Source organism: Armatimonadota bacterium (assembly GCA_013314775.1).
Lineage (GTDB): Bacteria > Armatimonadota > Zipacnadia > Zipacnadales > JABUFB01 > JABUFB01.
In genome coordinates this window covers 135,077-157,334 of the sequence record JABUFB010000002.1, presented here as the reverse complement: position 1 = coordinate 157,334, position 22,258 = coordinate 135,077, and the positions used below count along the sequence as shown (strand labels likewise).

Annotated in this window: 15 protein-coding genes; 13 read left to right on the top strand and 2 right to left on the bottom strand. The window is 63.3% G+C overall.

Annotated elements, in window-relative coordinates:
- Positions 1–166 precede the first annotated feature (166 nt).
- The 7 genes from HPY44_02020 (at position 167) to yfcE (ending at position 11,433) form a co-directional block, all read left to right on the top strand.
- Positions 167–730: a hypothetical protein gene (locus HPY44_02020; protein NSW54766.1), complete on the top strand. Its 564-nt coding sequence runs from the start codon at positions 167–169 to the stop codon at positions 728–730.
- 67 nt (positions 731–797) lie between these two features.
- Entirely contained in the window at positions 798–1,595 is a 798-nt protein-coding gene (locus tag HPY44_02015; GenBank protein ID NSW54765.1) for a DUF1449 family protein, read from the top strand.
- Between the two features lie 202 nt (positions 1,596–1,797).
- On the top strand, positions 1,798–3,720 hold the full coding sequence (locus HPY44_02010) for a hypothetical protein (GenBank protein ID NSW54764.1): 1,923 nt from the start codon (positions 1,798–1,800) through the stop codon (positions 3,718–3,720).
- A 376-nt stretch (positions 3,721–4,096) separates the two neighbouring features.
- Entirely contained in the window at positions 4,097–6,790 is a 2,694-nt protein-coding gene (locus HPY44_02005) for a hypothetical protein (protein NSW54763.1), read from the top strand.
- A gap of 452 nt (positions 6,791–7,242) precedes the next feature.
- Positions 7,243–8,913 carry a hypothetical protein gene (locus HPY44_02000; protein NSW54762.1) on the top strand — a complete coding sequence of 557 codons (1,671 nt, stop codon included), beginning with the start codon at positions 7,243–7,245 and terminating at the stop codon, positions 8,911–8,913.
- 5 nt (positions 8,914–8,918) lie between these two features.
- Positions 8,919–10,865, top strand: a complete 1,947-nt coding sequence (locus HPY44_01995) for a prolyl oligopeptidase family serine peptidase (GenBank protein NSW54761.1) — start codon at positions 8,919–8,921, stop codon at positions 10,863–10,865.
- Positions 10,866–10,881: 16 nt separating this feature from the next.
- Positions 10,882–11,433, top strand: coding sequence for a phosphodiesterase (yfcE, locus tag HPY44_01990; GenBank protein ID NSW54760.1), 552 nt, complete (start codon positions 10,882–10,884; stop codon positions 11,431–11,433).
- Between the two features lie 109 nt (positions 11,434–11,542).
- On the opposite strand, the gene HPY44_01985 is transcribed toward yfcE, so the two are convergent.
- A complete protein-coding gene (locus HPY44_01985) occupies positions 11,543–12,241 on the bottom strand; it encodes an HAD-IA family hydrolase (protein NSW54759.1) in 699 nt (232 codons plus the stop codon).
- Between the two features lie 31 nt (positions 12,242–12,272).
- Positions 12,273–13,151 (bottom strand): alpha/beta hydrolase, encoded by an 879-nt coding sequence (locus tag HPY44_01980; GenBank protein NSW54758.1) that lies wholly within the window; start codon positions 13,149–13,151, stop codon positions 12,273–12,275.
- A 188-nt stretch (positions 13,152–13,339) separates the two neighbouring features.
- On the opposite strand from HPY44_01980, the gene HPY44_01975 reads away from it, so the two are divergent.
- The 6 genes from HPY44_01975 (at position 13,340) to HPY44_01950 (ending at position 21,942) form a co-directional block, all read left to right on the top strand.
- Positions 13,340–14,341: a hypothetical protein gene (locus tag HPY44_01975; protein NSW54757.1), complete on the top strand. Its 1,002-nt coding sequence runs from the start codon at positions 13,340–13,342 to the stop codon at positions 14,339–14,341.
- 50 nt (positions 14,342–14,391) lie between these two features.
- Entirely contained in the window at positions 14,392–14,643 is a 252-nt protein-coding gene (locus HPY44_01970; GenBank protein ID NSW54756.1) for a hypothetical protein, read from the top strand.
- A 256-nt stretch (positions 14,644–14,899) separates the two neighbouring features.
- Positions 14,900–17,173 (top strand): pyruvate dehydrogenase, encoded by a 2,274-nt coding sequence (locus tag HPY44_01965; protein NSW54755.1) that lies wholly within the window; start codon positions 14,900–14,902, stop codon positions 17,171–17,173.
- A 468-nt stretch (positions 17,174–17,641) separates the two neighbouring features.
- Positions 17,642–18,850: a HEAT repeat domain-containing protein gene (locus HPY44_01960; GenBank protein NSW54754.1), complete on the top strand. Its 1,209-nt coding sequence runs from the start codon at positions 17,642–17,644 to the stop codon at positions 18,848–18,850.
- Positions 18,851–18,922: 72 nt separating this feature from the next.
- Positions 18,923–19,756, top strand: a complete 834-nt coding sequence (locus tag HPY44_01955; GenBank protein NSW54753.1) for a hypothetical protein — start codon at positions 18,923–18,925, stop codon at positions 19,754–19,756.
- A gap of 206 nt (positions 19,757–19,962) precedes the next feature.
- Positions 19,963–21,942 carry a peptide transporter gene (locus HPY44_01950; GenBank protein ID NSW54752.1) on the top strand — a complete coding sequence of 660 codons (1,980 nt, stop codon included), beginning with the start codon at positions 19,963–19,965 and terminating at the stop codon, positions 21,940–21,942.
- The last annotated feature ends 316 nt before the right edge of the window (positions 21,943–22,258 follow it).

Below are 22,258 nucleotides of genomic sequence, written 5' to 3'. Positions count from 1 at the left end.
GGGCTCGGGAGCCACATGGGGCGGCTGCAATGCGCGGCAGGAATTGCCCCGCCTGTCGCGAAGGTAACCCTGACTGCGTCGGCTGCCGGGCGGAATCCGGTTTCCGTTTGGCCCCATCAGGCCCGGGTATATTATCACAAAGCGAGGTCCATAGCGAGAAGATACCATGTCCATTCTGAGTTGGCTGCAGCGAATTGTAGCTGACTTTTTTTGTGCCGACACCAACGACCAGCAGCGCGCCATTGCCCAGGCTGAAGCGGAACTGGAGGTGGCCAGGACGGCAGCGGCACTCTCCGTGGCCCGGGCGCACAGGGCCAGGCTCGAGCTGCAGGACGCCATCGCCGAAGGGGACGCTCCGGCGTACCAACTGCTGGGTATCGCCGAAGACGCCGACGAAAGAGCGCGCCGTGACATCAGCAACTACCGCGAGCGCCGCGACCAACTGGAGCGGGTCCTGCGGAGGGCAGACGAAGCCGGCAGGCTCGAACGCGAGAACCGTGAGCGGGAGAAGCTGCGAGAGTTTATCCAGCGAGCCGAGGCCGCGCGAGACCGGGCGGCTCTGGAGAAGCTCGAGACGCAGGCATTGGAGCAAGCCGCGCGCTTGGACGTGCTGGACGCGCTTGATCGCGGAGAAGCGCCCGATGCCCGCCACCACGGCGCGGGGTTCGAGGAGCGCGTTCGCAGGTTGTTGGACAGGCCCTTGTCCGCCGAGCTGAACGGCCAGTTGTAGCTCGCCAACGCGGAGTAACCGCACGTTCGGAACCGGACGGGCATCGTCCGAGAAGGGGGTACGCAGCATGGAATTGCTCGCCTGGTACAATCTGATTTTCGTCGCACCCATCGGCCTTGCGGGGGTTTACCTCATCCTCAGCGCCACTGGGTTGGGCGGCGACCATGACGTGGACAGCGGCGTTGACCACGACGTCGACGTGGACCACGACGTCGACCTGACCGTAGACCATGATGTCGACGTGGACATGGACCACGACGTCGATGCTGACATGGACCATGATTTCGATGTGGCCCACGACGTGGACGCTGACTCCGGCCACCTCGATGTTCACCATGGCGGGGTGGAGCACGAGGTGCATGATCACCATGTGTCGGCGCACGCCGGGGACTCTTTCGCTCTCCGCGCCCTTTCCGTCCTGGGACTTGGCAAGGTGCCGGTCTCGATCCTGGTCACCACATTGATGGTGCTCTTCGGGGCCACGGGGCTAGCTTGCAACGGCCTGTTCGGCACCGTGTTCCCGTGGGACTGGGCGCCCAACGTCTATGTCTGGCCGTCCCTGGCTGTCGCCATATTGCTGTCGTTGACCCTTACGAGCAGCATCGCTCAGTTGCTCAACAAGATCATGCCCACCAGCGAGACCTACGCGATCCGCGAAGATGACCTCGTGGGCCGGATCGGCGAAGTCCTTTACGCCGTGCCCGCGGGCCAAAGAGGCATGGCTGATGTGAAAGATGAGGGCGGCACCTGGCATCGCGTCAGGGTGCAGCCCGTGGACGGGGACTTGCCCAAGGGCGCCGATATCATCGTGGTGCGGTACCACCGGGAGGGGGATTACTTCGATGTCAGCCAATCGCCGCTCTAGGCCGGGCATGCAGCCGGTGGCCGGTATCGGCACATCTGACGTGCACCCGCTGAGTGTCCCCGGGCCCGAGATGGCAGGAGGGATGGCCCGGTTCAGGGGGGCTGCCAATCTGCCACCCCCCTGATGTCGCGGATCGGTCGCGAGTCAAGCTGCACTGACGGGCACGACCAGTGATGAAGCGAAATGACAGGAGGGAGCTCTTGTGTTGATGGCAATTGGCATGGTGGTGCTGGGTCTGGGGCTCATTTTTGTCGCGCCGGGGTTCGCCCCTGACCCGATCAGTCGTCTCATTTTCGTAGTGCTGGGCGCATTGGTCCTGATCGCGTCGGCGATTGTTATCATCATCGCCAAGCTCTACCAGCGCACCAGCGCGAACGAGGCATTCGTCAGAACCGGCATGGGGGGACGCCGAGTCGTACTGGACGGTGGCTGCATCGTGGTGCCGGTGGTCCATAAGATTGTCCCCGTGTCCCTGGAGACCATGAAACTCGAGGTCGAGCGTATCGCCGAGGACGCGCTGATCACGAAGGATAACCTGCGCTGCGATATCCGCGGGGAGTTCTACATCAAAGTGCAGGCGGTGGGCGATGACATCCTGAACGCCTCCCGGTCCCTGGGTGACCGCTCTGTTGACGCAAGCGCAGTGCGGGAACTCGTCTTCGAAAAGCTCGTCTCCGCCCTGCGGTCTGTAGCCGCAACGCGAGACCTCGCCCAGCTCCACACGGAACGGGACGACTTCGCCAACGCCGTATCCCAACTGGTGCGCGAGGACCTCAAGTCCAACGGCCTGACCCTTGAGTCGGTCACCATCTCCCGTCTCGACCAGACCAGCGCCCAGCGTCTCAACGAAGGCAACGTTTTCGACGCCCAGGGCCTGCGGAAGATCGCGGAGATCACCCAGAAGGCCCGGGTCGAACGCAACATGTACGAGCGCGACGCCGAGCGTGAGATCGTCGATAAGAACGTGGCGACTCGCAAGCAGATCCTGATGCTGGAAAAGGAACAGGCGGAGGCCGAGGCGATCCAGGCCGCCGAAGTCAGTATCATCCAGGCCGAGCGGCGCCGGCAGGCCGAGACATATGAGATCGAGCAGCGACGCCTGGTTGAGACCTCGGAGATCGATAAGGATCGCCAGGTTCAAGAGGCCGGCGTCGCCCGCGACCTGCAGGTTGACGTGGCCAAGATTGAGGCACAGAAGGCCTTGATCGCCCGGGAGCAGGAGCGGCAGACCGCCGACGTCCTGCGCAACCAGGCGGTGCAGACGGCGGATGTTGAGCGCGAGCGCGAGGTTGAAGTTGCTCGCCGCGAGCAGCAGATCGCCATTGCCGAAGCTGAACAGCGCCGGGCTGCAGCGGAGCAGTTGCGTCTGGCCGCTGAGGCCGAACGCGAGAGGGCTGCCCAGGAAGTGGTCACCGTTGAAGAAGTCGCCGGGGCCGACCGCGAGAAGCGTGTCCAGGTGATCCTCGCCGAGCAGATGGCTGCACAGGAGCAGATCAAGCAGCAGATGGAGGCGGACATCGAAGCGTACAAGGCCGCCAAGGTTGCCGAAGGTGAGCAGCTTGCGGCCGTCAAGATCGCTGAGGCCATCCGCCTCAAAGCCGAGGCCCAGAGAGACGCTGCGACCCTCGAAGCGGAAGGTGAACAGGCCCGCGAGATGGTCCCGGTCAATGTGAAGCGCGAGCAGGTTGCCGTCGAGGCCCGACAGGTGCAGGACGTGGAGGCCGCCCGCGTCGAGGTCCTGCGCAAAGAGCTGAGCGCCAAAGCCGAGTATGAGCAGATCTCCGTGGAACTGGAGAAGGCGCTGGCGCAGATCAACGCCAACAAGGAAGTCGGTGTGGCCTTCGCCAGCAGCTTCGGCGACGCCTTCAGCCGCGCCAAGATCAACCTGTACGGCGACCCGGACATGCTCGGGAACGCCATGTCCTCCTTCAGCCGTGCCGCGGGCATCGGCGCCTTCGTCGACGGCATGAAGGAGACCTTGCCCGAAGGGACCGTGCAGGCTGGTGCCGCCGCCCTGCAGAGCCTCTTCCCCGGGCTGCAGCAGGCGCTGGACCTGATCCAGGCCGCCGGCAAGTCCGAGAAGGAAGATGCGTCGGACGAAGAGCCTCAGGACGTCGAGAAGTAGCCTGCCACGGAAGAGACAGGGGAGTTTCACGAAAGGGGCGTCGGAAAACCCGGCGCCCCTTCTGTCTGGGCGGGGTAGGCATTTGAGCCGACATCGCAAGATTATCCCTCTTCGTGTCTGCCTGCTTTTCTCCGGACACTGTCGCCGACTCCGCGGCCTCCATCTCGGTTCGCACAATCCACCCGTCACCCTGGCCTGCTACCAGCTTCACGGCCTGCTGGACGCGGTGCCCGGCGCATATACCCGTCCACCCTGAGGTCGGCGACCGGATGACCTGGGGCCACCTGGCGCACCGCGTCACAACATGGGAGGGCAGCGGAGCCGGGCTATCGAATAGACGGCCATTCCTTTCTGATGGACTCCGGAGGTTACGACGATGTCGGATTACAAGACCAGCCATCACCCGCGTCCCGATATGAACCGCGGCGTTGACGAAGGCGCTGACTGGGTCTCCCTTGACGGTGTCTGGGACTTCCAGTTCGAAGCCATCGGCACCCAGGACCCGCCACAGTCTCCAACCGCCACCCCGTACACCCGCACCATCCGGGTGCCCTTCCCCTGGCAGAGCCATCTCGCCTGGGGCACGGAACACCTCGCGGGTAACGACAACTGGTACAGCCTCGAGGCTTTCATCGATCCCGCGCAGGCCAACATGAAGCCCCGGGAGCACGGAAACTTGCCCCAGTACGAAGTCGGTTGGTACCGGCGCGCGTTCACCATCCCGGAAGCCTGGGCCGGCAGACGGATCATTCTCAATATCGGCGCCGCCGACTGGCATGTGACGGTCTGGTGCAACGGGAAGCAAGTAGGAGACTCTGACAGCGGGTACATCCCCGTCGCCTTCGATCTGACTGACGCGCTCCAGCCCGGCGAGAACGAGCTGGTCATCCGCGTGTTCGACCCTATGGACCACGCGCAGAAGCCAGTCGGCAAGCAGTGGGACTGGTACACCCGGACTTCCGGCATTTGGCAGCCGGTGTGGCTCGAGCCTCGCCCGGAGACCCATGTCGCGAGTATCAAGATCAATCCAGACGTGGAGCGCGGGACCGCGTTTATTTGCGCGCAGGCCCGGAACGCCCAGACTGGAGATATCCTCCGCGTTGAGGCGCTTGCCCCCGACGGCGCCGAAAATGTGTGCGAGCTCGAGCTGAATGATGGCTGGTTCGCTGGGGAACTCGCTTTCGATGAGGTAATCTTGTGGACCCCGGAGACGCCGGACCTGTACCAGGTCACTGCGAGCCTTATTCGCAACGGGAAGGTCCTGGACGAGGTCTACAGCTACTTCGGCATGCGCACCATCAGCGTCGGGCCGCTGTATGAAGGGGGCCCGAACTACGTGCTGCTCAACGGCGAGCCGGTCTACCTGCGCGGCGCGCTGGACCAGTCTTTCAACCCCTGGGGCGTGTACTCCTGGGCAGACACCGAAGCAGCCCGCAGGGACGTGGAACTGGCAAAGGAATCGGGCTACAACTTCCTGCGCATCCATATCAAGCTGGAGGATCCGCGGTTCCTGTACTGGTGTGACCGTCTGGGAATGCTTCTGCAGTGCGACTTGCCGAGTTGGGGCTACAGCGGGTACTCCGATATCGCCCGCGAGCGCCACGAGGTCATGCTGCGCGGCGCGGTGGAGCGCGACTTCAACCACCCCTCCATCTTCTCCTGGTGCCTGTTCAACGAAACCTGGGGCCTGGGCGATGACCGCGACTTCCAGGCATACAAGCAGGCCACAGACCGCCAGGAGTATGTGGCGGACCTGTACCGGCTGGCCAAGGAGCTTGACCCCACGCGGATCATCGAAGACCAGTCGCCCTGCCACTACGATCACGTGGTCACGGACCTGAACTCGTGGCATTACTACATCAATGACTACGAGAAAGCGCGGGAGCATGTCGAGCAGGTGGTGGCCGAGACCTACCCCGGCAGCGGCTTCAACTACGTGCCGGGACGTGTCCAGGGCAACGAGCCGTTGATGAACAGTGAGTATGGAGGCATCTCCGCGGGCATGGGCGATATGGACGTGTCGTGGTGCTTCCGCTTCCTCACCACAGACCTGCGCCGCCATGAAAAGATCTGCGGCTATGTCTACACCGAACTGCAGGACATCGAGTGGGAGCGCAATGGCTTCTACAACTACGACCGTTCCCCCAAAGAGTTCGGCTACGATCCCGCGCTTCTCCAGGGAGCCTGGTTCGTGGGCTTCCACGGCCCGCCGGCCAGGACAATTGCGCCCGGGCAGGCCGTGGATATGAGCCTGTTCGTCAGTTGCATGGACGCCCCGGAATCGCCGCAGGTCGATGTGGAGTTGGTCGCCACCCACGTGGACAGCTTCGGCCGGGAGACCCCGGTCGGCGAGGCGACTGTGCAGGTGGATGGCATCACCCATCGCGGCGTCTTCGACGCAGCAGTACCCGGATCGCTGCGTAGCTTCGATGCCCCCGGCCTGGTAACCCTCGAAGCCCGCATTCCGGGGCGGCCCGCATGGAACTGCACCGTGTTGGAAGTTCGCGAGCAGCGACTTCCGGTGATGGAAACCGACGGAGCGGGACGAATCATCCTGAGAAAGCTGGCGGGGGAGTTCGAGACTTCCACCGCCTGGCACGAGGCCGAAATCGAGCGCGGCAAAGTGGGCGAGGAGCAGCACCTGATCGCGGGTGTGGGTGCCGGGTACATCGACTACCGCTTCGAGCTGCCCGACGGCTTCAAGGCGCGCACCTTACTCCTGTTGTTCGAAGCGTCCAGCAAGCGTGCCGGCGCCCCGCAGACCAGTTCGGACCGCAGGCCCAGCGACCTGCGCGTCACGGTCAATGGGACGGTGGTTGCTGAGAAGACGCTGGGCGACCAGTACGCAGATTCACGGGGCGCCCTGTCCCACTTGCACGGCTTCCACGGGCGGTACGGCGAGCTCGTAAGGGTGGAGTTTGACGCCGGGCTGGTGGGGGAAGACCGCGTGGTACACGTGCGACTGGAGGTTCCGAAAGAGGCCTGCAACCGGAATGGGCTCACACTGTACAGCTCGCGCGCGGGCAGGTTCCCGTGTGACATCACGCTGATTGGGGAACCGTCAAACTAACGATTGCGTTGGTTCGTATATAGGAAGGTTACAGGCTTGACAGGGCATGAGTCCCGTGCTAACCTTCTATTGTCGTGGGGTGTAACCCCATAACCGCAATCAATCCAGGAGGTGGTGCCAAGCATGTCTGAGAGTAAGGGCTGCTGTACCAAGAAGAAGGAAGAGAAGAAAGAGGAGACCAAGAAGTCCGGGTGCGGTTGCGGTTGCGGTAGCAAGAAGAAGGCGTAACGAGCTATTGCATCCATAGACTGCGCCAGGGCCGAGCCTGAGGGGAGAAAACCTCAGAGGTAGGCGGTCTTCTGCCTTCTTCGGTCCAGCAGTCTCTTCCGATCCGTGATGCGGGGCCCGGTCCAGGTGGCCGGGCCCCGTATCTTCGTAAGCTCCCATGAAAGGCACAGGATTCCAGCTCCGCGAGGCGAACTTGCAGACACCACGGAGGTCTATTGGGAGTAATGAAAGCGATTTCCGCCGCACCATTCATTCTCGCACTCATCCTCACATCCGCCGCCGTCGCCGTGGACCTGCCGAACCCGGGCTTCGAACAGCTGGGCGAGGGGGGCCTGCCCGAAGGCTGGGCCTCTTACAACTGGGGCGCCGCCGGCTCCGACGGTGTCTCATCGCGCAGCACCGAGTTCGCAAACTCCGGCGAGGCATCCCTGCGGGCCGATAGCCGGGACGGATCATCCCGGCCTGGCGTCTATACCCGCGTGCCCCTGGAGCCCGGGCGCTATGCCATACGCTTCTCTGCGCGCGCCGAAAACGGCCGCAAAGCCCTGGTGCGCGCCTATCTGGCCGACCGCTACTCACCTCCACTGCTGGTCACCGATCGCTGGACGACGGTGGAGTTCGAGCACTCCGTCAACCAGAAGCGATTGAACGCGGAGATCAACATCCAGCATTTCGGTGGAGAGCCGGGCAGCGTGTGGTTCGATGATGTCGCACTCGTAAGACTGCCGTCCGTCCGGGCGAAACTTATCCCCGACCCTCGTGATCCCGAAATTCAGCCGAAAATGCTCTACTTCTGCGGCAATACGAACTATGCTGCACAGACAGCACGAACATGGGTGCGCAGAGGCTTCGCGGGGTTCTTCCACAGTTACCTGTTTCACGACTGGATTACCGACATCTGGTCCCTGGATGATGACCCAGACCAGGGCGATGGAGACAGGCTGCTGGAGGAGGTGCGTCAGGCCCTGGCCCGATCGGCGGAGGAGGGTCTGTCCCACAATGTCCTCAAAGTCGCCTTCTACACCCAGTTGCCTGATCCCGCTGACGACGAGGCCTGGGGCCTGCTCACCAGCAATTTCCGCGAAGGGGCGCGCTTCGCACGCCTCGCCGGTTTCCGTATGCTGGCTATCGACACCGAGTATGTGTCCGAGCAGTACCAGTACCAGTGGGAGGGCTACAGTGAGTTCGAGGGCGGCCGAGAAGCCCTTGCGGCGAAGTTCCGGGAGCGCTGGCGGACTGTGGGTACGGTACTGGCCGAGGAGCTGGCGGACCTGGACCTTGGCGTCCTGCCCGAGGGCATGGTTTACTACGGGCCGCTCTGGACGGAACTTTTCGCCGGGCTTCTCGAAGGCCTTGAAGAGGGGCAGTACCCGGGAAAGGTTCACATCTTCTGCGAGGGCACTTACTCCGAACGAGACCCCGACAACATCCGCGACCATGCGGCAGCCGTGCGCAACACCGCCCGGGCCCTGCTGGACGGTCGCGCGCTGGAGTCCTGGAACAGACGCGGACGCGTGGCTCTTGCCGCCTGGCCGTTAGGTTACTACCGAGCAATCAAGGACGCGGACGGCAAGTTCCTGGGCTGGTCCGGACGAGCAGAGACCTTCGGGAACCAGATCGTGGGCTCTTACGCCGATAAGAGTGCCCGCTATCCGGTGGAGGAGTTCGAGACCCAGCTTGCCGCGATCCGCACTTACTCCGACGATTATTGCTGGATCTACGGTCACGGGGCATCCTGGTGGCAACTGACGCCCGAGCAGGCAGACCAGCTCTCCGGGAAGCTCCAGTATTTTTCGCGCGAGAACTATTTGGTGCCGGTGGCCGAGAACATTGACGCCTTCTACGAAGCCGCCGGGAAGCGCAATATTATCCAGCTCGTCCCCCAAGAGGACTGATCATCTTGTATAGTGCCGGCTCCGCGTGGTTCAGAGTTCCGGTCGCCCTTGCTGTAATCATCTGCGCCTCCTGCACCGCTCAAAACGGTGCTCCGGCCGCAGGGAGGACTGCAGATGACCTCGAGGCGGCGATCAACCGCATCGAGGCCTCGGACATCGACCGCTCTACTCTCGCCTACCGCACCAATATGCCCCTCGCGAAGCTGCAGCTCAAGAAGGCGGAACTTGCGGCAGCCAGACGCTGGGGATATTATGGCGAGAGCCCCGCGAAAACACTGGAGAAGGGTTTCGCGGCGCTGGATCGGCTGCAGGCCGGAACCCCCTACTTCGCCGAGAAGACTGTGCTCGACGAGCTGGCGTACGTTGCCGAGAATGACGGCTCCGTGCAGCCGTACTACCTGCACCTGCCCGCCGACTACGACCCCGCGAAGCCTTGGCCGCTCATTGTCTTCCTCCACGGCTATGTACCCACCATCTCTGTCCTGGACCCGTGGATCCTCAGCGAGAGCGTCTGCCAGATCGCCGAGGACAATGGGTGCATCCTGCTGATCCCCTACGGCCGGCGCAATACGGACTTCCAGGGCGTGGGCGAGGTTGACGTGCTCGCCGCCACCGAACAGGTCAAGAGCCTTTACAATATCGACCCCTTGCGCATTCACATCAGCGGGGTATCCATGGGCGGCATGGGCACCTGGAACATGGCCTTGCGGCACCCCGGCATGTACGCCACCGCCACGCCGATTTCAGGCCAGACCGATATGCACGTCTGGTGGCCCCGCGCACTGCCCAACTGGCCCGCGAGTCGCGATCAGATCCCGCCTTTCCGCAGGTTCCTGGTAGAGTGGGACAATCCGATTGATCTCGTCCCCAGCGCACGCAACCAGAACATTTTCGTACAGCATGGCGAAGAGGACAACCTCATCCCGGTCCAGCAGTCACGCGACATGGTCGAGGCCGCACGGCGGCTGGGAATAAACATTAAAATCCACGAGTTCAAGGGCGAGGGGCACTACATCTACTGGGACCTGCCGTGCTTCCAGAACGCCTGGAGTTGGGCCAAGGGCTTCACGCTGGACCCGTCGCCCAGGCGCATCACCCACAAGACCTACAGCCTGGAATATGACACCGCCTACTGGCTGCGCATCGCCGACTTCCTGCGGTGGGGCATCCCGGCCAGTGTGGACTGCCAGGTGAGCGGGAACGGCTCGGGCCTGCGGATAGCCTGCGAGAACGTCCGGCTCCTGGAGATCGATCTCGCCACCGCGCCGCTGAAGAAGACACAGAACTTTGACATCGTGGTCAACGGCAAGCGCGGCACCGCGCGGGTATCCTCCGAAGGCAGACTCCAGATCACCTGCGCCGATGTCCAGGCCCAGGACACCACCTGGCCCCCGCGTAAGCGCAAGGGGCTCTGCGGCCCGGTGGAAGAAGTCTTCGACGGGCCTTTCGTAGTGGTCATCGGCACCTTGGGCGACGAGAAAGCCGACCGCGAGAACACCGAGAGGGCATTGCGTTGGTCGGAGGAATGGGACAGCTTTGCCGACGGCGTGCCCCGGGTGAAGATCGATGCGGAGGTCAGCGAGGAAGACATCCGGCAGTACAACCTGGTGCTGTTCGGCACTCCGGCGAGCAACTCGGTCCTCGCCCGCATGGCCGACCGCCTGCCTATCACCATCGGCGGGTCCAGCTACACTCTCGCCGGGAAGACCTACACTGGCAGTGACATCGGCCTGGTCTTCTGCTACCCGAACCCTCTCGCGCCGGACAGGTACGTGGCGGTGTATTCGGGCGAGCTGTATGGCGCGAAATGCGGGATCAACCACAAGCATGACCTGATCCCGGACTTCATCGTGTTCGACGGCAAGGAGTTCAACTACGACGACACCAACCGCCACCTGGTGGCGGGGTATTTTGACATGAACTGGCAGTTGAGCCCGGAGACCACGTGGTAGCCCGGAGGTGCTCCCCATGCGAATCGGCGTCATCAGCGACACACACGGGAATCTGTGGGGCTGGGAGCGGGCCTGGGCCCATGCGCTGCGGGACGCGGATGTGATCGTGCACTGTGGCGACCTGCTGTACCACGGCCCGAAGTTCAAGCCTGCTGAGGCATACGACCCGAAAGCTCTGGCCGAAGCGATGAACGCAGTGTCGCAACCCCTCCTCATCGCAAAGGGCAATGGCGATTCCGAAGTCGATCAGCTTGTGGTCAATCCGCCAATCCAGACTCCGTACCTGTTCGCGCAGATCGAGGGCGTACGTCTACTGGCGACCCACGGGCACATCATGGCGCCGGATCAGCTTTTCCCCCTCTGCGAGAAATGGGGCGTGAACTGGCTGCTCACCGGGCACACCCACGTGCCGGGGATCATTCCCCACGGCTGCTGCACCCACATCAACCCGGGCACTCCCACATACCCGCTGGATCCGGATGAGAGCAAGCGACGCCCCACCTGCGCGGTAATCGAGGACGGCCAGGCGTGGCTGGTCGACCTGGGAACGGGGGAACGGCTGGAATAGCCCGGGCCCGAGAGGCGCGGAAGCCACGCAAAGCCCCGCCTGCGGTGCTTTGCAGCACACATCGTTTCGAGAAGCACAACCGTTCCGAATGGCGGCGATACCCGCTCCGCTACTCCGCGAACTCGGTCATCATCAACTCCGGCAGATCCGCCACGCTCCGGATCAGGTGTGTGTGGCGGTGTCTTCCCAGTGAAATCGCGTCGTGCGAGCCAGACAGAACCCCGACCACGCCGCCGCAACCCGCGCGCGTTCCCGCTTGCAGGTCTCGCGGGGTGTCTCCGACGGCCATGACCCGGCGCGGCTCGTGGATATCCAGAGTTTTCATGCACTCGAAGATCATCCAGGGCGCAGGGCGGCTCTCGGGCACCTGGTCGCTACAGCAGACTGCCTCTACCAGGCCCTGGTCCCAACCGAACCTCGCCAGGATGCGCCGGGTGGTGGGTGTATCGAAGCCCGTGGTGACCCCGACCCGAATGCCGTGCTTTTTCAGCCACGCGAAGGTCGCGTCCGCCCCGTCCATGGGTCGGGCGATCTCGTCGATCAGCCGCCGCAGGTTGCGCTCGAAGCTACCCATTGTCTTGTCCGCTAACTCGGGGGCAGCATCCGGGCAATGCCGGGCGATCATCGCCTCGATGATGGGGCGCTTGGCCGAGCCTCGGTAGGGCAGCAACTCGTCCTCACGCGCGCCGATCCCGTGCTCGGCGAAGGCGTCCATGAAGGCCTTCTCCACCATGTCCTCATCGGCAACGGTGGTTCCCGCGAGGTCGAAGGTCACGAGGTCGATGGTGAACTGTCTGGCCAGGGTCATTCCCGATAGTCTCCGTTCGTTGGCGGCGGGGTCAGCCCAGCTCGCCAAGGAATTCGTTCAGAAGGCGCGCCGTTTGCTCTGGATGCTCCTCGTGGGGGCAATGCCCGCAGTCGTCGAGGATCTGCAGCTGCGCCGAGGGCAGGAGCTTCACCAGCCTCTCCCCCACGTTCAGCGGCACGATGGGGTCTTGCCTGCCCCAGATGAGCAATGCGGGGATGTTGATCGCCGCATAGCGTGCCGACAGGGCGTCGATATCCCGCGGGATCATCTGCCGCGCAGTGGCCAGCATTGCTTCGCGCCCACCCGGGAGGGCAACCGTGGATGCGTACGCGCCGGCCACTTCCCAGGTGTACGCGCGGGGCTGTCGGCAGGCCAGTCGGAGCGCGACCGCAGCGGCAAGACGCAGCGGCGCAAGATGAACCAGCGCCTCCGCCAGCCCCCGCGGCCGCAGCAGGTAAAGGAAGTAAGGCAATCTCTGCGGAAGCGCCGCACTATCCACGAGCACCAGCCCGCGCAGACGTGCAGGGTCGGTCTCGCACAGATCTGCAGCAACCACCAGCGAGACGCCGCCGCCGAAACTGTGTCCGACGAGCACAAGGTCGCGCAGCCCGAGGGTCAGGATGAACTCACGGATCAGTGCTGCCTGCGAGAACAGCCCGTAATCACCGTCCCGGGGCTTGTCTGACCAACCGTACCCTTTCAGGTCCACGGTGAGTACCCGGTGGCCTGGTATCGCGCGCACGATGTCCCGCCAAGCGTACGAGCTCTGGCCGAAACCGTGGACCAGCAGCACCGGCGGGCCTGCGCCTGCGTAGGAGTATGCCAGATTCACATCGCCGACCCGGACCTTGCTGACGGTCTCATCCGCACTCGTCGTCACCTGAATATGCCCTCCCACTGTCTCCTGCATTCAACCACTTCGCGCCTGGAGGACTATCCCCTCCCCGGTATGACAGCACACCCAACGGAGATGACGAGGGATGATTCTGTGCAGGCCTTCGACGCACCGATTGCGGATGTGGTAATATGACTCCGAGCGTCTTGAGGGCGCAGGTTGGTTTGAGAAGCCGGCCGCCGAGTTGGTGGAGTTGAGGCGAGTTGACGACGGTCACGCCATACCGTCCCAGGCGCAAGCGAGATCCGCGCATTGCAGGCATCTTCTGGGAGGGCATCTATCTTGCCCTGCTGGTCGGACTGCTGGCGGGAGCGGCGCTGTGGGTATTTCTCATCATGGGCGGCGCGCCTTTTGCGGAAAGCCGGGCGCGTGCAGTAGCAACCCTGACGGCCTGCGCAGGACTGGGCGCACTTTTCTCGTGCGCCTGGGGCTGGGGCAGGCGGTCCCTGGAGACATTAGCGCCCGACTGGGTAGCCGATGTCGGTGCGCATCTGGAATGGCTCGTTTGGCCCTTCGTCATGGAGAGCCAAGACGAGCAGTACGATCGGGGCGAGGCGGTGGCGCAGATCGCCCAGAGCATGGCCGCGGCGATCCTATCGCCAATGCTGGGCCTGTCGCTCATGACCGCCTTGGGAGCTTCCGGCAAGTTGCGGGCGTTTTCGCGGGGAGCACTGAGCTTTCTCGCCGTCCTGGGAGCGGCGATCTGGATCGTGCTCGCCGTGGCGCTTTGGCATTGGCTGTTTCCGCCGGTCTCAGCGCAGATCGCGGAAGCCTCGCCCTCGCCAGAGCTTGTGGTCACCGACGATCCTGACCCGGTCTCGAACGATCCGAACTATGACAGCAATCTGGAATTGGCTGTGGCCCGGGCGAAGATAGCCAAGGAGAGCGGGGAGCAGGACCGGGCTGTGCAAATCCTCGAGCAGGCCCTGCGCGACGCCCGGGCGCAGGGCAAAGATGTGGGGCACGTTGAGCTTCACCGAGTGCTCGGATGGCTGTATGCCGAGCGCGGGGAAATCGCGGCAGCGATGGTGATGTTCGAAACCGTCGCACGCCTCACACCCGAGGATTCGCCAAAGCACGCCGAGGCGTTGCAGACACTGGACAGACTGGCTCGTCGGGCCGGGCTTGCAGCTGCGCCCGTTTCGACGCCCAGCCGAGTGCTTGAGCAGGACACAGACAGTTCGGAGAAGGCCGAAGAGCAGTAGGCCTATGTCCTCCAGGATGGCGATGACACAAAGGCAGCAGGGAGGCTAATATGGCAAGGAAACTCGTGGATTGCCCGCATTGTGGCGGGAAGAAGAACTGCACCAAGAGCGGCGGCAGGGGCTGCAAAGCCTGCATGCAGGCCGCCGGGATGGGCCGCGGTTCGTGGTCGGCGGTCCGGTGCTCTTACTGTGGCGGACGGGGCAAAGTCTGGGAGGAGCCCGAAGAGGAGAAGGCAGCAAAAGCCGAGCCGACCACGGAAGAGGTCCCGGAAGAAGAGAGCGCCGATAAGCCTGAAAAGTAAGAGTGCTCGCCGAAGCTGGCAGCCGTCCATGCGCACAACAGCAACAAGATCACCGGATTAGCCCAATGAATGCGGCACGGTGGTCTTTCTTTCATGGGCGGCTTATGGCATAATGCCCCGTCGGGACGAGTCTAGGCGCGGTTGCCGATGGGTCGTATGGTTTCCCCGTTGAAACTCGCGGGCGGTGCGAGTGCCGTCCGGCCACAGATTACGGACCCGGCCGATGTGCCGGCCCGTGAATACAGGGAGTGCCTCAATGCCAAGAGACATCGATGTTCTGCCCGTTTTTCCCCGGGGTGAAATCACCTTCGCCCCCATTCCACTGTTCCAGTACGACGGCGATCTCAAGAGCGCCATGGCCGCGGGTCTGGGCCGCACCGATGCTCTGAAGCTCCTCGAGTACATGCTCACCATCCGCAATTTCGAGGAGATGATCATCAAGCTCAAGAACGGGAAGTTCGAACCCCTCACCCGTTACAAGTTCATCGGCGCCACTCACCTGTCCATCGGGCAGGAGGCAGTCGCGGTCGGCGCAATATCCGCCCTGCGTGGCGATGACTACATCACCAGCACCCACCGCGGGCATGGCCACTCCATCGCCAAAGGCGCTTACGCCCTGGAAAATGCCGACGCCAAGTTCTTGATGGAGTTCGTGAACCAGCAGGGCGACCCTGGTGATCCCCGTGGACTGCTGGACTGCGCGATCCAGGAGCACCTCAACCGGACCATGGCCGAGCTATTCGGGAAGGAAGAGGGCTATTGCCGGGGTCGTGGCGGCGGCATGCACATCGCCGACTTCCACGCCGGGCATCTCGGGGCAAATGCCATCGTCGGCGGCTCGTATGCAATCGCCGTGGGTGCTGCGCTCGCGTCCATGAAGCTTGGGCAGGACCGCCTCTGCCTATGCATCGTCGGCGATGGCGCCACCAACAATGGTATCGCTCACGAGGCTTACAACTTCGCCAGCATGGCTCAGTTCAAGCAAGGCTGCCCGGTGATCTTCCTCATCGAGAATAACCAGTATGGCATGACCGGGCAGGAACGCGGCGAGGTTACGGGCGTTGATTACCTCGCGCGGCGCGGAGCGGGCTACAACCTGCAGAACATGCACGCCGAAGTGGTCAACGGAATGGACGTCCTGGCGGTGCGCGACGCAGTCTCCCGCGCGGCCGACCTGTGCCGGAATGGACAGGGGCCCGTGCTGCTCGAGTGCATGACCTACCGCTATATGGGCCATTCCCTGAGCGACACCCGGGAGACCTACCGCAGCCAGGAAGAAGAGGACGCCTGGCAGAAGGTTGACCCGATCAAGCTCTACGCAACCGCTCTCGTGAAGCACGAGGTCGCCTCCAAGGACGAAATCCGGCTCATCCGGGATATCGCCCGTGAGCGCATCGAGCGCGCGACCCTGTTCGCGTACGAGGCCCATGATCCCGACCCGTCCACCATCTACGAGGGCCTGTTCGCGGACACTACCTCCGACGACCTCGATCCGAAATGGGCAACCCCGAGGGAGTCCCTCGTCTCCGAGCCTTTCGTGCAGAAGCGCGATGCACAGGGTCGCATCCTGTACCGCCACGCGGTCATCGAGGCGCTCATGGAGGAGATGCTGCGCGACAAGCGCGTGGTCCTGTACGGTGAGGATGTGGCCGATTACGGCGGCGCTTTCCAGGCTACCAAGGGGTTGTTCGAGGTCTTCGGGCGCGAGCGGGTCTTCAATACCGCGATCTCCGAAGCCGCGATAATCGGCACTGCTGCAGGCGCATCCATGGCCGGCTTGCGTCCCGTGGTTGAGCTGATGTATATCGACTTCATTCTCATGACCATGGACCAGCTTGGCAACCAGGCCGCGAAGAACCGCTACATGTTCGGCGGCAAGGCCAAGCTCCCAATGGTTGTCCGCACTACCATCGGTGGCGGGAAAGGCTATGCGGGGCAACACTCACAGAGCCTGGAGGCCGTGGCCACCATGTTCCCCGGGCTCAAAGTCATCGCCCCCAGCACCGCCTATGATGTCAAGGGCCTGCTCAAGTCCGCGATCCGCGATGACAACCCGGTGGTGTTCATTGAGCATCAACACTGCTACACCTTCACCGACGAAGTGCCGGCTACCGACTACACCATTCCCATCGGGGTCGCTCGAGTAGGCCGCGAGGGTACAGACGTCACAGTGGTGGCCTACAGCTGGATGTACCACCGGGCCATGGAAGCTGCGGCGCTGGCCGAGGCTGAGGGGATTTCGGTCGAGGTCGTTGACCCTCGAACCCTGGTGCCGCTGGACGTAGACACCATCGCGGCGTCGGTGGAGAAGACCGGAAGGCTGGTCTGCGTCGTGCAGGCGCCCTCCGTGGGTTGTTTCGCCGAACACATCGCCTACAAAGTGCAGGAGCGTTGTTTCGCATCCCTGAAGAAGCCCGCGCGCATCGTGTCCGCACACGATGTGCCCCCACCAATGGCGGCCACCCTCGAGGAGGAGAATCTGCCGACGCCCGAGAAGATCCTGGCGAATATCAAAGCGCTCATGGTGTAGTCGGCACGCTATCGGTCAGACAGCACAACGGGGACGGAATGAATTGCATCCGTCCCCGTTTCTTGTTCTCTACCGGGCAGACTAGTTCATCGCCTCGTGGAAATGCGCGAGCCCGCCTCTGCTCTGCCTTCGCTGCCTGCATTTGGGAGAAGGACTCCCCGGGTGGGTCGTTTCCGACATTCCACCAAAATCGTCGCTTCGGCAGGTTAGGCCAGACGGGCTCGGGTCGCAACTGCGAGATTATCTATTTGACGACCGCTTCCCTTCTTCGCCTGCGCCCCTCGCAGGTTGGTAAGGTACTCTGCGCGAATGGTTTCAATGGCTTCGTCTGCTGCCCTATTGCAAACAAAATATACCCTCTGCGATCCTCTCCCAAACGCGGAACACGGGATATTCCCGGCCTCCCAAGGCGTTCTCCTGTGAAGGACGACACCTCCATGCCGCCTAGCGCGGAGATGGGAGCCCACCATGAACACAGGAGTCTACCTGGACATTCGATCAGGCGGGACAGCCAGCACCGCCGGCGTGGGCAGGGGCATTGTGATGTTCATCGCCGCGCTTCTGGGCCCTATGTGCATGGCAGCCCCGCCCGGTCCCGGCGCACCGATGATGGAACCGCCCGCACCGATGGCTCCTGCGTCGGAGAACTCCGACAACTCCGACGCTGAGCATCTCGGCCGCTTTGATCAGCTTGCATCCCTGCCCAGCCGTCCCACCTGGGCGCCGCTGCCGTTGCTCAGGCAGGACGTGGCCGCCGTGCCCCTCTTGCTCACCGCGCTGCAGTCCCCGGACCATGCACCCCGCGAGCGAGCGGCCTTCCTGTTGGGCCAGATCGGCTCCCCCGATGCTACCCCGGCGCTGGTGCGCGCTCTCAACGACGACTGGCGGCAGGTCCGCATCCACGCGGCGATTGCCCTGGGCTGCATGGGGGATCGGCGCGGCATGCACGGTTCCATCGCCGCCCTTCGCGGTCAGCCGCCCTGGGTGCGTTATTATGCAGCTTTGGCGCTCTGGCATATCCAGGGCAACGACCCAACCGCACGGCGCCTGATCGTGCGGGAACTCCGGCAAGCCCTGAACGGCGCACCGCCAGTTGCAGTCAAGGCGATTGAAGGCGCGCTCTCAACCCCATACGTGGCGCCGCCACCCGTTGATGACCTACCCCTGAAGCCTGCCGAGAGTCCCCAAATGCCTGAAGAGCAAATGTGGGAGCAAGCCGCGGATGTGCTCATCGCCGAGTCAGACTGGTGGTATCATTGCGGCGATTACGACCAGGCAATCCGCTGCAGCGAAGCTAGCATCCTTCTGGATCCCGATTACGTGGAGACCTATTCCGTGATCGCCTGGCTGGAATGGAGCATGGGGCGCAATGTGGACGCAATCGGCACGCTCCACAGGGCCATCGGCGCGGCGCCCATGGACCCGGACTCCTGGAACGCTCTGGGGTTCCACTACTTCAACATCGGCGAGTACCAGAAGGCCGAGCCGCCGCTGTCACAGGCCGTGGCACTCAAAGGCGACCACCTGGCATACCGCACCTATGCCCACTGTCTGGAACGTCTCGGGAAGACTGAGAAGTCCCTGGCGGTCTGGGAGGAACTCATGAAATTGCGCCCCGGCGACGGTTCGGTGAAGCTCAACTACGAGCGGGTCAAAGCCGCGGTTGAACGGCAGTAGCTCCGGCGCAGGCTGAACTCATCCGCTTGTCGCACGTCTACCTTTGCATGCCGTGCTCCGGGAGGTCGCAGAATGTACCGTATTGGCTGGCTGATCTCTGTTGCCCTGTTGTCTCTGGTGGTATGCGCTGCACCCGCTCCCGAGGATGGTCCGCGCTTGCTCGAGGACATCGAACTCCTCCGCCAGATCGCACCATTGAAGCTCACCGTCCCCCAGATCGACCAGGTACTCGCAATGTATGCGAAACTGGGGATTGCCGAAACTGAGGCTTCCTTCAATGAGCAGACCCTCCGAGAGCTTACGGAAATCAAGGCCCGGCTGCTTCGGGGCGGCGAGATGACGCGCGAGGACACTGTCGTGCTCAACGGAGTGCTGAAGCTAACCGGGGCCGGCAGGATGCGTGCAAGGTTCCTTCCCCAGATCGAGGCCGCCTTGCGGGAGATACTCACGCCCAGCCAGATGCTCCTGCTCCGGCAGCCGCAGATCGCGGAACGGGCCGCGGACAGACCGCAGGAGCAGGTGGCCCGGGCGAACCTGAAGATACTGGCGGCGGCGGTTGCCGCCGCGGCCGAAGACTGGCCGGCGGTTCGCGACGCCGCAATTGCCGGACTCGTCCTGAACATCGCGGACGCAGCTGAGAAGCAGGCCGCGCAGCAGGCACTGCCCGCGTTCCTGGATCGCCTCCGCGAACTGGGCCCGGAGGGCATCTCCCGGGAAATCGAAGAACTTGCCGGAGACCTGCAGGCCCTCATGCCCTCGGGGATGAGCCTGCTGACCGCCGACGCGCTGGTGGTGGCGAGAGGGGGCAAGGCACAGGATCGTGCGAGCCTGCGAGCCGTCGCGATTTTCGCCTCCCCCGAACTGCCGCGCATCCTGCAGGAGATGAAAGCCGCGATGGAGCAGTGACGAGAGGCGGGCGCCAATTCTTACGAAGGCCGGTGCAATGCGCCGGCCTTCACTGTTTTGCGGGGAAGGAATGGTTGCGCGGGCGGCGAAATAGTGGGTTCGCAAAGTGGTCAATGTCGTCTGAGGCGGCGGATCGCCTCGGACGCAAACCGCGGACGCCCAGGCTTGGCATACTGTAGTCCGCTGCGGAGTAGACGCCTATGCAGATGCGAGAGGCCCAGGAACTGGCGCAGTACCGCTCGCTGATGGAAGCGCCCGAGACCTACGCGGATGGGTTCGGGCTGAAGACTATCCTCGGCGCACTGTTCATCGGCTTCGTCATGATGCCCGGGTCCATATACCTCGGGCTCGTGGTCGGCCAGTCCATGGGCCCGGCCGCCGAGTGGACCACGATTATTCTCTTCACCGAGGTGGCCCGGCGTTCGTTCACGCAACTGTCCAAACAGGAAGTCTACGTATTGTACTACATCGCCGGCGGCCTCACGGCGATGATCGGGCAGCTAGCACTGTCCGGCGGGCCCTTCGCGATGCTGATCTGGAACCAGTTCTTCCGCTCCGCGGCACCGGCCGGCCTCGGGGACCAGGTGCCGAACTGGGTCGCGCCGCCGGGGACTTCCGAAGCCATCCGCCTGCGGACTTTCATGCACCCCGACTGGGTCCCTGCGATCACCGTGCTTCTGCTGACCCAGGTCTTCAGCCGCGTCGCCTGGTTCACCTTCGGATACACCCTGTTCCGGCTCACCTCCGACGGTGAAAAACTGCCTTTCCCTATGGCTCCTATCGCGGCGCAGGGAGCGACCGCCCTTGCCGAGGCTTCGAAGAAGGAGGAAACCTGGCGCTGGCGCATCTTCTCCATCGGCAGCATGATCGGCATCGGTTTCGGCCTCATCTACGTCGCCATCCCAACGCTGACCGATGTCATCCTCGTCCAGCCGATCCAGATTCTGCCCATCCCCTGGATCGACTTCACCCAGGGCACCGAACGCATCCTGCCGGGTGTGGCCACGGGTATCGTCACCAATATCTCCACGATCTTCCTGGGCTTCGTGCTGCCATTCTGGATGATCGCCGGTAGCTTCTCCGCAGCCGTTGCCACCATGTTCATCAATCCCATCGCGCAGGTCACCGGTCACATGCCCACGTGGCGCCCGGGCATGGAATCCACGCGCACCGTCTGGGCGGCATCCATCGACATCTGGCTGTCCTTTGGCGTCGGCACCGCTTTCGCCGTGGCTCTGCTGGGCATCTACAAAATGGTGGGCACTTGGCTCGAAGCCCGGCGCGCGGGCCTGTCGGCGGCCGAAAAGAGCGTCGGCCTCGGCAAGCCACCAGAGGGCCGGGGTGACTTCAACCTCACCGCCTGCATATTGCTCTTCGCCGCCACGACCACAGGCTACATCATCCTGTGCAAGAAACTGGTGCCCGACTTCCCGCTAGTGTTCCTTATCGTCTACGGGTACCTGTGGACCCCCTTCGAGTCCTACGTCAATGCGCGGATGATCGGGTTGACAGGGCAGTTCATTTCCTTCCCCATGGTGCGAGAGGCGACGTTCATCTTTAGCGGCTACAAGGGCGTGGCTATATGGTTCGCGCCGATCCCCCTCGCGAACTACGGAGCCACCACGGGAAGGTTCCGAGAAGTTGAGCTTACAGGCACGAAATTCACGAGCATCCTGAAAGCCGAAGTCCTCATGCTTTTGGTGGTGATTCCCTGCAGCTTCCTTTTCTGGAGTTACATTTGGCGGCTGAACCCGATCCCATCCATCAGTTACCCCTACGCTCAGAAGTTCTGGGATTTCACCGCGCTGCAGCAGTGGGTCTGGTATTCGGCGACCACCGAGGGTGGCCACCGCGAGATCTTCGAGCGCGCCATCAAGCCCGGACTTATGGTGGGCGGTCTTGGATTCGGGCTCATCGCCTACGCGATCCTGGACCGGATACGCCTGCCAGTTATGCTGATCTACGGATTCATCCGCGGACTGGGGATGATGCCCCACTTCATTTTCCCGGAGTTCATAGGGGCGTTGGTGGGGCGATACTACATGCAGAAGCGGTTCGGCGAGGAGAACTGGCGACGCTGGCCGCCGGTTCTGTACGCGGGTTTCAGCTGCGGCATGGGACTGGTGGCGATGCTGGCAATTGCGATTTCACTGGTCTCGCAGTCGATCACCCAGATGCCGTTCTGAGCCGCTCGGCCGGCCCCCGGTGGGACAGGCAATCCTGCCTGTCAGCCGTCTAGTTATCATTGTGGCCGCCACCTTGCGCCGCGTGGGGCGGGCGGCCCGCGCCCGCCGGCCGTTGCCGTGTCCTTGCAGGCGCGGGCTTGTAACGGGTGGCCGCGCGCGGTCGTCTGCTGCGCCTTTGCCTTTCTGTCGTCGCCTTTGCCGTCAGGCCCCGAATGGGCCGCTCTCGTGGAGTCCGCCCCTGAACACTCCCCCAGAGCCCCAACGGGGCGACAAGCCTTGTTCGGGTCTCTGCCGCCCCCTGTTCGGGGGCTGTGAG